11 protein-coding genes are annotated in these 13166 nt (G+C 67.6%); 8 read left to right on the top strand and 3 right to left on the bottom strand.

Features of this window, described 5'->3' with window-relative positions:
- From DZC73_RS08420 to DZC73_RS08400, 5 genes are read left to right on the top strand one after another with little or no spacing between them, the layout of a single operon-like run.
- Complete coding sequence (locus tag DZC73_RS08420; RefSeq protein ID WP_124539788.1) at positions 1 to 957, top strand: sugar kinase; 957 nt, start codon at positions 1 to 3, stop codon at positions 955 to 957.
- Between the two features lie 18 nt (positions 958 to 975).
- The gene (locus DZC73_RS08415; RefSeq protein WP_124539787.1) at positions 976 to 1752 is read left to right on the top strand and encodes an L-fucose dehydrogenase; all 777 of its coding nucleotides are present in this window, start codon (positions 976 to 978) and stop codon (positions 1750 to 1752) included.
- A 37-nt stretch (positions 1753 to 1789) separates the two neighbouring features.
- Complete coding sequence (locus tag DZC73_RS08410; RefSeq protein WP_124539786.1) at positions 1790 to 2539, top strand: SDR family oxidoreductase; 750 nt, start codon at positions 1790 to 1792, stop codon at positions 2537 to 2539.
- Positions 2540 to 2564: 25 nt separating this feature from the next.
- Positions 2565 to 3422, top strand: coding sequence for an ureidoglycolate lyase (locus DZC73_RS08405; protein ID WP_124539785.1), 858 nt, complete (start codon positions 2565 to 2567; stop codon positions 3420 to 3422).
- A gap of 1 nt (position 3423) precedes the next feature.
- The gene (locus DZC73_RS08400) at positions 3424 to 4704 is read left to right on the top strand and encodes an L-fuconate dehydratase (RefSeq protein WP_124539784.1); all 1281 of its coding nucleotides are present in this window, start codon (positions 3424 to 3426) and stop codon (positions 4702 to 4704) included.
- 18 nt (positions 4705 to 4722) lie between these two features.
- On the opposite strand, the gene DZC73_RS08395 is transcribed toward DZC73_RS08400, so the two are convergent.
- Complete coding sequence (locus tag DZC73_RS08395; protein ID WP_198414806.1) at positions 4723 to 5505, bottom strand: substrate-binding periplasmic protein; 783 nt, start codon at positions 5503 to 5505, stop codon at positions 4723 to 4725.
- Between the two features lie 15 nt (positions 5506 to 5520).
- The gene (locus tag DZC73_RS08390; RefSeq protein ID WP_124539783.1) at positions 5521 to 8301 is read right to left on the bottom strand and encodes a response regulator; all 2781 of its coding nucleotides are present in this window, start codon (positions 8299 to 8301) and stop codon (positions 5521 to 5523) included.
- Positions 8302 to 8461: 160 nt separating this feature from the next.
- On the opposite strand from DZC73_RS08390, the gene DZC73_RS08385 reads away from it, so the two are divergent.
- A complete protein-coding gene (locus DZC73_RS08385; RefSeq protein ID WP_124539782.1) occupies positions 8462 to 9739 on the top strand; it encodes a sensor histidine kinase in 1278 nt (425 codons plus the stop codon).
- Positions 9736 to 10509, top strand: coding sequence for an Hpt domain-containing response regulator (locus DZC73_RS08380; RefSeq protein ID WP_161974501.1), 774 nt, complete (start codon positions 9736 to 9738; stop codon positions 10507 to 10509). The genes DZC73_RS08385 and DZC73_RS08380 overlap by 4 nt, the downstream gene beginning before the upstream one ends.
- A gap of 39 nt (positions 10510 to 10548) precedes the next feature.
- Here the strand turns inward: DZC73_RS08380 and DZC73_RS08375 are convergent, their stop codons facing one another.
- Positions 10549 to 11610 (bottom strand): substrate-binding domain-containing protein, encoded by a 1062-nt coding sequence (locus tag DZC73_RS08375; protein WP_124539780.1) that lies wholly within the window; start codon positions 11608 to 11610, stop codon positions 10549 to 10551.
- A gap of 433 nt (positions 11611 to 12043) precedes the next feature.
- Between DZC73_RS08375 and DZC73_RS08370 the strand changes: the two genes are divergently transcribed.
- Positions 12044 to 13135 (top strand): glycoside hydrolase family 5 protein, encoded by a 1092-nt coding sequence (locus DZC73_RS08370; RefSeq protein ID WP_161974500.1) that lies wholly within the window; start codon positions 12044 to 12046, stop codon positions 13133 to 13135.
- Positions 13136 to 13166 lie beyond the last annotated feature (31 nt).

The raw sequence follows: 13166 nt of genomic DNA, 5'->3' as shown, positions 1-13166 counted from the left end.
GTGCCGCTGCAGCTGGACGTGCTCACCCTCGGCGAGGCGATGGTGCTCTTCGCCGCCGAGGAACCGGGGCCCCTCGCCCAGGCCCGCCGCTTCGGCCGCTACAGCGCCGGCGCGGAGCTCAACGTGGCCATCGGCCTGGCGCGCCTGGGCTTGCGCGTGGGCTACCTCAGCCGCCTGGGGGCCGACAGCTTCGGCCGCTTCCTGCTCGACACCATGCTGGCCGAGGGCATCGAGACCGCGCTGGTGCAGGCCTGCGAAGGGCAGCGCACCGGCTTCATGCTGAAGGGCCGGACCACGGACGGCAGCGATCCGCAGATCGAATACCACCGCCGGGGCTCCGCCGCCAGCGGCATGGGCCTGGACGACCTGGCACGGCTCGCACCGGTGCGGGCCCGGCACCTGCACTTGACGGGCATCTCGCCCGCGCTCTCGGCAGGATGCCGTGAGCTGGTCTTCGCGACCGTGCATTGGGCGCGCAGTCACCGCATCACTGTGTCGTTCGACCCCAACCTGCGCCCGCGGCTGTGGGCCGGCCAGGACGAGATGACGGCCACCATCAACGAACTGGCCGCCTTGTGCGATCTCGTGCTTCCCGGCATCGACGAAGGGCGCCGCCTGATGGGCCTGCAAGACGCCGAGGCGATCGCCAAGCACTACCTGGAACGTGGGGCTTCGCAGGTGGCGCTGAAGCTGGGCGCGCAAGGCGCCTGGTGCGCCAGCAAAGATGGCACCCGCGAGTTCGTGCCAGGCCTGCCTGTCGCTCGCGTGGTGGACACCGTGGGTGCCGGAGACGGCTTCGCGGTGGGTGTGATCAGCGGCCTGCTCGAAGGCCTGTCCCTGCCCGATGCGGCGATGCGGGGCAACCGCATCGGTGCGCGCGTCGTGCAGTTCCCCGGCGACAGCGATGGCCTGCCCACGCGGCAAGAATTGGACGAGGGCCCGGCCTTCGCCGGATGAACATGGAATGAGCGCTCAATGGACCTGCATCTCAAGGACAAGGTGATCATCGTGACCGGCGGCGGCGCCGGCATCGGCGCGGCGATCTGCCGGCAGCTGGCCCGCGAGGAGGCCGTTCCCGTGGTGTTCGACCGGCACGCGCTGGACCCGGCGTTCGAGCAGGAACTGCGTGCATTGCAGCCGCGTTTCGCCTTCTTCCAGGTGGAGATGACCGACGAGGCCGCGTGCCGCGACGCGGTGGCGCAGACCGTGGCCCGCTTCAACGCGATCGACGGGTTGGTGAACAACGCCGGCAGCAACGACGGCGTGGGCCTGGAAGCCGGCTGCGAGGCCTTCCGGCGCTCGCTGGAGGCAAACCTTGTGCACTGCTACCTCATGGCCCACCTGTGCCTGCAGCAGTTGACCTCGCGGCAGGGCGCCATCGTGAACATCGCCTCCAAGACCGCGCTCACCGGCCAGGGCGGCACCAGCGGCTACGTGGCGTCGAAAGCCGGGCTGCTGGGGTTGACGCGCGAATGGGCCGCTGCGCTGGCCGGGCAGGGCGTTCGCGTCAACGCGGTGCTGCCGGCGGAGGTGATGACGCCGATGTACCGGCGCTGGATCTCCTCGCGTCCCGACCCGGAGGCGGCGCTTGCCGACATCCGCTGGCGGATTCCCCTGGGCCATCGCATGACCACCGGCGAGGAAATCGCCGACCAGGTGGTGTTCCTGTTGTCGGACCGCTCGTCACACACGACCGGGCAATGGCTGCATCCCGACGGCGGCTACGTGCACCTGGACCGCGCCCTGTCATGACGCGCATCGCGCTTCCAAAGTTTCGCAAGGAGTTCCCATGCGCCTGAAAGGCAAGACCCTCCTGATCACTGCCGCCGGCCAGGGCATCGGCCGCGCCAGCGCCATCGCCTGCCTGCGAGAGGGCGCGCGCGTGATCGCCACGGACGTGCGTGCCGACCTGCTCGATAGGCTGGCCACCGAGGCCCCCGGCATGCTGACGAGCACGCTCGACGTGCGCGACCCCTCTGCCGTGGAGGCCTGCGCACGCGTGCTGCCGCCGTTGGACGGGCTGTTCAACTGCGCGGGCTTCGTGCACGAGGGCAGCGTGCTCGATTGCGACGAGGCGGCGTGGGACTTCAGCCTGGAACTCAACGTCAAGAGCATGTACCGCACAACCCGAGCCTTCCTGCCCGGCATGCTGGACAAGGCGGCGCAAGGGGCGTCGCCGGCGATTCTCAACATGGCCTCGATGGCGTCGTCCATCAAGGGCTTTCCCAACCGCTTCGTGTACGGCGTGACCAAGGCGGCGGTGATCGGCCTCACCAAGTCCATCGCGGCCGACTTCGTTGCCCGTGGCATCCGCTGCAACGCCTTGTGCCCCGGCACGGTCGACACGCCGTCGCTGCGCCAGCGAATCGCCAATGCGCCCGATCCGGTGCAGGCCGAGAAGAACTTCATCGCCCGCCAGCCGATGGGCCGCCTGGCCACCGTCGACGACATCTCGCCGATGGTGGTGTACCTGCTGAGCGACGAGTCGCGTTTCGTCACCGGCCAGGCGGTGCTGGTCGATGGCGGGGTCACCATCTGAACTTCCGAGTGAAAGGACACGATTCTTGAAGCTGCTTCGCTACGGCCCCCGGGGCCAGGAAAAGCCCGGCCTGCTCGATGCGCAAGGCCGCGTGCGCGATCTGTCGGCCGTCGTGCCCGACATTGCCGGCGAGGTGCTCACGACGCCGGGCCTCGCACGCTTGCGCGGCATCGACCCGGCATCCCTGCCGCTGGTCGACGGCACGCCGCAGCAGGACCTGCGGCTGGGCCCCTGCGTGGGCCGCACGGGCAAGTTCATCTGCATCGGCCTGAACTATGCCGACCATGCGGCCGAGTCCAACATGCCCGTGCCCAGGGAGCCGGTGGTCTTCGGCAAGTGGACCAGCGCGATCTGCGGGCCCAACGACGATGTCGAGATTCCGCGCGGTTCCACGCGCACCGATTGGGAGGTGGAGCTGGGCGTGGTGATCGGCACCGGTGGACGCTACATCGACGAAGCCGACGCGATGGACCACGTCGCCGGCTACTGCGTCGTCCACGACGTATCCGAGCGCGAGATCCAGCTCGAGCGAGGCGGCGGCCAGTGGGACAAGGGCAAGGGCTGCGACACCTTCGGCCCGATCGGCCCCTGGCTGGTCACCGCCGACGAAGTGCCCGACCCGCAGCAGCTCGACTTGTGGCTGGAGGTCGATGGCCACCGCTACCAGGATGGCAACACCCGCACCATGGTGTTCGGCGTGCGGCAGCTGGTGAGCTACCTCAGCCGCTTCATGAGCCTGCAGCCGGGCGACATCATCGCCACCGGCACGCCGCCCGGCGTGGGGCTGGGGCAGAAACCGCCCAAGTACCTGGTGGCCGGCCAGGCGGTGCGCCTGGGCATCCACGGGCTGGGCGAGCAGCGGCAGCGGACCGTACAGGCATGACATGACGAAAATCTGTTCGCTGCGTGTCGAGGACGTGCGCTTTCCGACCTCGCAGTTCCTCGACGGCTCGGACGCCATGAATCCCGATCCGGACTACTCCGCCGCGTACGTCGTGCTGGAGACGGACCAGCCCGGCCTCGAAGGCCACGGCCTCACCTTCACCATCGGCCGAGGCAACGAGGTCTGCTGTGCAGCGATCCGTGCGATGGAGCACCTGGTGGTGGGGCTGGAGCTGGAGTGGATCGCCGAGGACATGGGCCGCTTCTGGCGGCATGTGACCTCCGACAGCCAGCTGCGCTGGATCGGTCCCGACAAGGGCGCCATGCACCTGGCCACCGGCGCGGTCGTGAACGCGGCCTGGGACCTGTGGGCCAAGGCAGCCGGCAAGCCAGTGTGGCAACTGGTGGCGGACATGAGCCCGCAAGAGATCGTGAGGCTGGTGGACTTCCGCTACATCACCGACTGCATCACGCCGCAGGAGGCGCTGGCGATGCTGAGCCAGCTTGCGCCCACGCAGGCGCAGCGCCGGACCGAGCTGCTGGCGCACGGCTACCCGTGCTACACCACCTCGGCAGGCTGGCTGGGCTACGACGACGCGAAGCTGCGTCACCTGGCGCAGGAGGCCGTCGACAGCGGCTTCGGCCACATCAAGCTCAAGGTCGGCCGCGACCTGCAGGACGACATCCGCCGCCTGCGCATTGCACGCGAGGTGCTCGGGCCGGACCGCCAGCTGATGATCGATGCCAACCAGGTGTGGGAGGTGGACCAGGCCATCGAATGGCTGCAGCACCTGGCCTTCGCCAAGCCCTGGTTCATCGAGGAGCCGACGAGCCCGGACGACGTCGAAGGGCATCGCTGCATCCGCGAGGCGATGGCTGGGCGGATGCAGGTGGCCACCGGCGAGATGTGCCAGAACCGCATCGTCTTCAAGCAGATGATCATGCGCGGCGCCATCGACGTCGTGCAGATCGATGCCTGCCGCCTGGGCGGGCTCAACGAGGTGCTGGCCGTGATGCTGATGGCGGCCAGGCATGGGCTCAAGGTCTGCCCGCACGCCGGCGGGGTGGGCCTGTGCGAGTACGTGCAGCACCTGTCGATGATCGACTACCTGTGCATCTCAGGCAGCAAGCAAGGCCGCGTCATCGAGTACGTGGACCATCTGCACGAGCACTTCATCGACCCCTGCGTCGTGCGCGACGCGGCCTACATGCCGCCGCGGCGGCCGGGCTTTTCCATCGAGATGAAGCCGGATTCGATCGAGCGGTACCGGAAAGTGGTCTAGTCCACCTTCCACAAGGCTTCAGCGTTCGGCATCCTTCAACAGCCGGGCCATGGCCTGCTGCCGAACCTTCTCCAGTTCGCCGCTGGACTGCATGTCGCGAATCGCCTTCTCGATTTTCGGCAGCAGCTCGCGGTGCCGCTCATGAACGAAGTGATGCAAGGGAATGCGTTCCAGCGGGGGCGACAGCGGCCGCACGGCGTGGTCGAGCTTCAGGCGGCGCGCGACCAGCAGGCCACTGAACCGATCGTTCACCGCCACCTCGAAGCGCCGTGCGGCGAGTGACTGCATCAGTTGCTCCATGGTCGCGACGGCTTCCACGCGGTCCATGCCGGCGGTCCCTCGCTCCGAAGATCCCACGCCGCGGACGATGCCGATCGAATGCCCGGAGATCGAGCCCCAGCCGTCCACGTGGACCTCGGCGTCCGTGACGAAGGCCGTGGGCTCGATGAAGTTGAAGCTGGGGTGCGCCGCGATCAGCGTCGGATACTGATCCTGCACCGCGAGAATGCGCTGCACTTCGCCATCCACCCGGCCCTCGCTGGACTCCAGCAGCGAGCGCTTGGCCGGCAGGTCGACGAAGCTCACGCCAATGCCTGCGCGGTGGTACACGGCGACGAGGATCTCCGCGCCGATGGCCTGGTCGGGAACGTTTTCCAGGCGTGCCAGTCGCAGGGTGGGCTGAGCGCGCGCGACGAACGCGGACGCCAGCAGGCCCGCGCTGGCGCAGGCCATGAGCCAGCGCCGGCGGCCGGGGCTGACGGCGGTGGAACAAGGGCGAGCGCTTGCAATGAGGGAGGACATCTTCGGTTCCTTCGATCAACCCGTTGATGCGGAGGATCCCGCCCGGGTCTCGGCCCAGGACCGCAACCCTTGGAGCACGGGATCCATCCGCGTCGCCAGTTCCTTCAGCCGCGCCTCGATCGCAGGGCCATCGCCGGCCGTGCAGGCCTGGGTCAGCGCCAGCGCAGCCTCCTGCACGGCGCGCATGCCCAGAGTGCCGGCCACCGAATGAAGGTCCTGCGCCATCTCGCGGGCCCTGGCGTCATCGCCTTGCGAGCGGGCCGATGCAAAGCGCGCCGAGAAATCGTGATGGCGGTCCAGGAAGAGCAACAGCGTCCGGACCAGCAGCGCCTCGTTGGAGCGCATGCGCACCAGCGCTGCCACGGTGTCCACGCCGGGCAGCGCGTGCAGCGCCGATGCTCCGGGGGGTGCGGTCGCCGCCGCCGCCGCGGGCGCGCAAGCGCCTGGCGCGATCCACCGCGCCAGCGTGGCGAACATGTCGTCGATGTCGATGGGCTTGGCGATGTGGTCGTTCATGCCGGCCGCAAGCGCGCGCTCCCTGTCGCCGACCATCGCATTGGCCGTCATCGCGATCACCGGCAGGTCGCGCAGCGCCGCACGCTCGCGCAATGCGCGCGTGGCTGCAAAGCCGTCCATCACCGGCATCTGGCAATCCATCAGCACGCCGTCGAAGCGTTCGCGCTCGAGCATCGCCAGCGCCTGCCGGCCATCGTTGGCGGTCTCGACCACGATGCCTTCGTCGGTCAGCAGGTCCAGCGCGACCTCCCGGTTGATCTCGTTGTCTTCCACCAGCAGGATGCGCGCGCCCTTCAGCCGGGACTGATGCTCTTCGAGGGTGCCCTTGCGTCGCTCGGCGCGCGTGCTGACGAGCGAGGCCAGGCCCAGCGCCTTGCAGCAGGCGTCGAACAATGACGACGGCGTGACGGGCTTGGTGAGCAGCGCGGCGATCTGCACGCCTTGTTCCTCGATGCGCCGCAGCACTTCATCGCGAGAGAAGGCCGTGAGCATCAGCACCGTGGGCGATCGCCGGCCCGGCCGGGCCTCTTCCGCGATGCGTTTGGCGCAGTCGATGCCGTCCATGCGAGGCATCTTCCAGTCCAGCATCACGATGTCGTAGGGCGCGCCCGCGGCGTCGGCCGTGGCGATGCGGCGCAGCGCCTGCTCGCCGTCATCCGCGGTGTCCGGCTGCAGGCCCAGCGACTGGATCATGGCCGAGAGCAGCTCTCGCGCCTGCGGGTTGTCGTCAACCACCAGCGCGCGGCTGCCCAGCAGGCCCTCGTGGCGCAGTGGTGTGCGGCGTGCCTTGGGCTGCAGGGCGAAGCCCACCGTGAAGTAGAAGCAGCTGCCAAGGCCCGGTGTGCTCTGAAGTTCCAGCTCACCGCCCATCAGCCGCACCAGCTGCCGGCAGATGGCCAGTCCCAGGCCCGTGCCGCCATGGCGCCGGCTGGTGGATGTGTCGGCCTGTTCGAAGGCCTGGAACAGCCGCTCGCGCTGCACGTCGTCGATGCCGATGCCGGTGTCGCGCACTTCGAAGCGCAGGTCGATCGAATGGTCGTGCGAGCGGGCGACGTCGACGGCCAGCGACACCTCGCCCTTGTCCGTGAACTTCACGGCGTTGTTGCACAGGTTCAGCAGCACCTGGCTGAGCCGCAGCGGGTCGCCCACGAGCGCCTGAGGCAGGTCCGGCGGTTCGACGTAGAGCAATTCCAGGCCCTTTTCCTCGGCCTTCATGCCCACCACGTTGGCCAGGTTGTCCAGCACGTCGGCCAGGTCGAAGTCCACGTGTTCGATGTCGAGCTTGCCGGCTTCGATCTTCGAGAAGTCGAGGATGTCGTTGATGACACCCAGCAGCGACTCCGCGGAGGTGTGGATCTTCTGCACGAAGTTCTGCTGCCTCGTGGTGAGGCCGCTTTGAAGGGCCAGGTGAGACATGCCGAGGATGGCGTTCATCGGCGTGCGGATCTCGTGGCTCATGTTGGCCAGGAAGTCGCTCTTGGCCTGGTTGGCGACTTCGGCGCGTTCCTTTGCGTCTTCCAGCTGCGCCGTGCGCTCGCGCACGGCGTGCTCGAGCTCGTCGTGGTGGCGCCGCAGGTCCTCGAGCGCCTGCTTGCGTTGGCGGTGGGATTCCTCCAACGCCTCGGCCATGGCGTTGACCCGTGTGGCCAGGCGTCCGAGCTCGTCTTGCGAACTCACGCGGCAGCGTGCGCCGAAGTCGCCGGAGGAGATGCGGTCCACCATCTGCTCCATCTCGACGATGGGCCGGCTCACCAGGCGCCTGAACAGCAGGAAGGTCACCACGTACGACAGGGCCATCACCGTCACCACCAGCGCGGTGATGGTGTTGCGCGTGCGCTGGATGCCCTGCTCGGCGATGGCGCGGGTGAACACCACCTCCACCTGCCCCACCTCCTGAGGCCGGCTGCCCTTGGGGGCATAGACGATGGGACGCACGAAGACGACCGTCCGGGACGGCCCGGGGTCCGGCTGCTTCACCACCTCGGAGACGACGCCGTGCTGGGGTGCCGTGACGCGGAACCGCACGACTTCGGGGTTGGGCGCCAGCGCATCCAGCTGCCCCTGGATGGCGCCCCAGTCCACCGTCCACATCGTGGAGGCCAGCGAGCGGCTGTAGAGGTCGGCGACCCGCCCGGCACGCCCATCCAGCTCCAGCATGCGGCGCTCGCGCTCCTGGTCGGTCCACAGCGTGATCGACACGGTTGCGATCAGGGTCACCACCACGGCGAGCGCCAGCATCAGCTTGGCGTGGAGACTGACCGCGCGCACATCGATTCTCATGAGCCTCCTGCGGCGTTCGCCCGGGCACAAAGAATGAAACACCCTCGGGAATTGTCCTGCCTCAGGCACGGGTGCCGCCGCAGGGAGAACACCAAGTCCTGCTGCGGAGGTGGTAACCCCAACTGCAGCCTGACGGGTTTCGGAGTATCACCTGCGCACCATGAATGCGAACATCTGGTGGCCGCTGTTGGCAACGACCGCACTGTTGCTCATCGCGGTCATCGGGTTGGTTTGGCGCCTGCAGGGGTTGCGCCGCGATCTGCGTTCGGCCCGTGAGTCGCTGCAGCAGTCGCAAGGCGAGGTGCGGCGCCTCCACCTCGAGCTGGAACGACTTGCGCCGCAGCCTGCCTGCCGTGGCAATGAGCGAGAGCTTGGCCATGGCAATGCGCCGGAGCCTGCGCCCGCTCATGCCGAGCCGGCAACAAGCCGGCCCGGCGCCTTCCTGGCACGGATGAGCCACGAGCTGCGCACCCCGCTCAACGGCATCCTGTACTACGCGCAGGCCTTGCAGCGTGACACTGCGCTGACCCCGCGCCAGCAACGCGGCTTGCAGACCATCGCGGAGAGTGGCCAGCGCCTGCTCGCGCTCATCAATGATGTCGTCGAACTCGCGCGCATCGACGCAGGCACGATCGAGCTCACACCGATCGAGGTGCGGTTGTCGGAGCTCCTGAAGCGGGTGTCGGACGTCGTGCGTGTGCAGGCCGAGGACAAAGGCCTGTTCTTCAGTCTGCAAGTGGCGGCCGGCTTGCCGGTGGCCGTGCGAATCGACGAGAACCGGCTGCGCCAGGTGCTGTTCCACCTGCTGGGCAATGCCGTCAGGTTCACGGCTCGGGGAGAGGTGACGCTCGGTGTCAGCCCCGTACCGCCGGCCTTGCCGGACGACGGCAGGGCAGTGCGATTGCGTTTCGAAGTGCGCGACAGTGGCATCGGCTTCGATGACGCCCAACTGGCCCGGTTGTTCCAGCCGTTCGAGCCGCCGGGCGCGGCCAATGAGCGTGCTGGCGGCGCCGGGCTCGGGCTGTTGATCAGCCGGCGATTGGTCCGACTGCTGGGCGGCGACATCCACGCACGCAGTCAACCCGGGGAGGGCAGCGCTTTGTGGTTCGAGGTCGATGCCGCCTTGGCCGAGGTTGGTGCCGACGCGTCGTTCATGCGTGGAGTTCCTGCCGTTGACGCCGATGAGGCCAGGTTGCCGGCGGCCGACTGCCACGACCAGCGCCACCCGGCGCCGCCGCCCGAGGAATTGGCCGTGTTGCGCGAACTGGCCCGCATCGGCAACATGCGGTCGATCCGAGAGCGAGCCGACCACCTGAAGAACCTGGACACTCGCTACCGTCCCTTCGCCGAACAGCTGGAGCAGCTCGCGGAGCAATGCCAGTCCATGGCGATCTCGACCCTGGTGGAGTCATACGTTGCCGAGGGAAACCTGACATGAAGCCTGGTCCCAATCTCAAAGGTGCACGCCTGCTCCTGGTGGAGGATGACGACATCAACCGGGAGGTCGCGCTGGACCTGCTGCAAGGCGAAGGTGTCGATGTCGATACCGCCGTGAACGGACGCGAGGCGCTGGACAAGCTGTCTGCCGGTCGCTACGACGGCGTGCTGATGGACTGCCAGATGCCCGTCATGGATGGCTTCGCCGCGACGCGGGCATTGCGCAAGCTGCCGGGCCTGGACAGCTTGCCCGTGATCGCCATGACAGCCAGCTCGACCTTGGATGACCGTGACCAGGCGCTGGCCGCGGGCATGAACGACCACATCGCCAAGCCCATCGACATCGACGAGGTGATCCAAACGCTGGCGCGCTGGGTATCGCCGCGCCCGAAGGAAGCGGTGCCGGATGTTGATCCCCGCTTGCATTCGCTGCCTGGCCTCGACGGCGTGGAGGCGCTCAAGCGCATGCGCGGCAATGAAGCGCTGCTGCGCAAGAGCCTGCAGCGGTTCCTGCAGGCCTATGCCGACTTTGAGCCCCGCTTCCAGTCCACCTGGTCCTCGGCAGAGGCAGAGGGTGCGCGCCGCATGGCGCATGACCTGCAGTCGCTGGCCGGCACGCTGGGCATGAAGGCGCTGCGTCAACACGCCCTGGCCCTGGAGCAGGCCTGCATTGCCGGCGATGCGGCGGCCGTGCCTGCACGGCTTCAGGACTTGAGTGCGGAATTGGCGGTGGTGCTGGCGGGCTTGGCTGCGTGGGCTCAGTCGGATTGACCTCCGCCTCGATGCGGCAGCCTTGGCAGCCTCAATAGGCTACTTGGCCGGCGGGGCCGTGGTGCCTCGCACCACCAACTGCAGATCCAGGGGCCCGATGGGCGTGTCGTTCAGTTGATTGACGTCCAGCAGCCGCAGCAGTTCCCGGCCCGCAGTGCAGCCCATCTCGTAGATCGGCTGTCGGACGGTCGTGGTCGGCGGCACCGTGTAGGCGGAGAATGGCAGGCCATCAAAGCCCACCAGCGAGATCTGCGAGGGCACCCCGATGCCGCGGTTGAACAGGACCAGCCGGGCGCCGTTCAAGGACTGGTCGTTCGCTGCGAAGACGGCCGTGAATTCCACGCCGGTCTCGAGCAGGCTCTCCATCGCGCGCGCGCCGCCCGGCTCATTGAAGTCGCCACGCGTGATGAGGCGCTGGTCGACTGACAGGCCAGCCTCACGGTGCGCATCCATGTACCCCTGCATGCGGCCGATGGCATCGGGGTAGTCCTCCAGTCCGGCGATGTGGGCGATGCGCCGATGTCCCAGTTCGATCAGGTGCCGGGTGGCCAGGTAGCCGCCCAGCCGCTGGTCCATGCTCAGCGAGCGCAGCCGGGGCCCGTGGCAGCTTCGGCCGATGACCACCATCGGCTGCTGCTCGGAGAGGTCAAGCAGTTGCTCATCGCTGAGCCGCCCACCGATGATGACGATGCCGTCGATCTTGCGTGACATGAGCAGTCGGACGCGCTCGGCTTCGTCGCTGTCGCGGCCCCAGTGCCCGGAGATCAGGATGGGCGTGTAGCCGCAGCTCATCAGTTCGTCTTCGACCCCTTTGGCGGCACGCGAGGTGTAGGGACTGTCGAAATCCTGGGCCAGCACGCCAATGGCCATGCTGACCCCGCTGCGCAGGCTCTTGGCCACAAGGTTGGGCTTGAAGCGCAGCTTCTTGATGGCCGCCTCGACCGCATCGCGTTTGGCCGAGTCGACGTGGCCATTCAGGATGCGCGACACGGTGCTGGCCGACACGCCAGCGAGGCGGGCGACATCCTGCAGCGTGGAACTTTGCTCCGAGGCGCTGCGGTTCGCCGGGGCACGGGGCCTTCGTTTGGTGGGGCTGGTCATGTGATGGTCACCCGAAAGGGCGCGGCCTGGCCGACAGATGAGAACGATTGCAGGACGACGTGTCGCTGCAGGTCAGCGGTGAAGTTTTGCACAAGTTCAGGCCGCGAGAAGGCCAAAGACCCGGCAACTGCCCTCGAAATTGCAGAAGTAACCCGTCGGATTGCACAGTAGTTCACGGTGTGGCCCTGCTAGGACTTCGACTGGTTGACACCTCTAGAAACGGTATGCAACATCCACGTGTGCAATCGATTGCAGCATGTGTGGATGTGGACCGAGAAAGGGCGAGTCGATGACCAGAGCCAGACCAACTCCGGGAGGAGTCCAATTTTCATGGGAAGACCTTGAGATCAGTCTTCCCGTTCGAAGACACCCGAGGGAACCCGAAGACTGCCTGGCAGGCAAGTCTTCGCTCACTATGCAAACGATTGCACGGTTGGCGCCGATCGCGGCCTGGCTGTGCATGGGACTGTCTGCCTGCGGTGGCGCCGGAGGCGCCACGAGCTCCAGCACGAGCTCGCTGGCCGACTACCCGGCCGTGGCCGTGGGCCACCCGCCTGGCGCTTCGGTGCGGGCCACCACCGCTGCGGCGGCCCTCGGCCGTGGCGTCAACTTCGGCAACATGCTGGAGGCCCCGAATGAAGGCGATTGGGGCCTGACGGTGGAGCAGCGCTTCATCGACCTCCTCGACGGCGGCACCTTCGCGAGCGTGCGGCTGCCGGTTCGATGGAGCAACCATGCCTCCGCCGATGCCGCCGCCGTGATCGACCCGGCCTTCTTCGCGAGGGTGGACAGTGTGGTGGACCGCCTGCTGGCCAAGGGGGTCTACGTGGTGCTGAACATGCATCACTACCGCCAGCTGGACGGGGACGCGCTGGACGCGAAGGAGAGTCCTGTCGACGATGCGGTCGTCGAAGTGCGCTTCCTCGCCATGTGGCGCCAGATCGCGGCGCACTACAAGGACCGCAGCGACCGGTTGATCCTGGAGGTCTACAACGAACCGCACGGCAACCTGACCGGCCGCTGGAACGACCTGATGGCCCGCGCTGTCGGCGCCATTCGCCAGCACAACCCGCAACGGCTCATCGTCGTCGGTCCGACCAGCTGGAACAGCGCCTCGGACCTGTCCAAGCTCGTGCTGCCCGACGATGCCAACCTGATGCTCACGGTCCACAACTACGAGCCGTTCAGCTTCACCCACCAGGGCGCGACGTGGATCAACCCGGTGTTGCCCATCGGCGTGGACTGCTGCCAGGCGGACCAGCTGGCGCAAATGGCTTCGGGGCTCGATGTTGCCAAGGCCTACAGCCTGAAGGTCGGCTACCCGGTCTTCGTGGGCGAGTTTGGCGCCTTCTCGGCCGCCGACGACGCTGCACGCCTGCGCTACTCGCGCGCCATGCGCAACCTGATCGAAGCCCGCGGCATGAGCTGGTTGTACTGGGAGCTGGCCGCGGGTTTCGGCGTCTACGACCCCTCGGGCGCAGGCGCATTCCGGACCGACCTCAAAGACGCTCTCTATGGCCCCTGAGCTCGCCAAAGCTCAAGCCATCGTCGACCCA

The sequence above is a fragment of the Rhizobacter terrae genome (assembly GCF_003852895.1).
GTDB classification, from domain to species: Bacteria; Pseudomonadota; Gammaproteobacteria; order Burkholderiales; family Burkholderiaceae_C; genus Albitalea; species Albitalea terrae.
This window is presented reverse-complemented; position numbering and strand designations above follow the sequence as displayed.

Excerpts from the sequence above, each read along its gene's own strand:
- DZC73_RS08410 (WP_124539786.1), top strand. The coding sequence starts at position 1,790 with ATGCGCCTGAAAGGCAAGACCCTCCTGATCACTGCCGCCGGCCAGGGC.
- DZC73_RS08400 (WP_124539784.1), top strand. The coding sequence starts at position 3,424 with ATGACGAAAATCTGTTCGCTGCGTGTCGAGGACGTGCGCTTTCCGACC.
- DZC73_RS08395 (WP_198414806.1), bottom strand. The coding sequence starts at position 5,505 with ATGTCCTCCCTCATTGCAAGCGCTCGCCCTTGTTCCACCGCCGTCAGC.
- DZC73_RS08415 (WP_124539787.1), top strand. The coding sequence starts at position 976 with ATGGACCTGCATCTCAAGGACAAGGTGATCATCGTGACCGGCGGCGGC.
- DZC73_RS08390 (WP_124539783.1), bottom strand. The coding sequence starts at position 8,301 with ATGAGAATCGATGTGCGCGCGGTCAGTCTCCACGCCAAGCTGATGCTG.
- DZC73_RS08375 (WP_124539780.1), bottom strand. The coding sequence starts at position 11,610 with ATGACCAGCCCCACCAAACGAAGGCCCCGTGCCCCGGCGAACCGCAGC.
- DZC73_RS08380 (WP_161974501.1), top strand. The coding sequence starts at position 9,736 with ATGAAGCCTGGTCCCAATCTCAAAGGTGCACGCCTGCTCCTGGTGGAG.
- DZC73_RS08385 (WP_124539782.1), top strand. The coding sequence starts at position 8,462 with ATGAATGCGAACATCTGGTGGCCGCTGTTGGCAACGACCGCACTGTTG.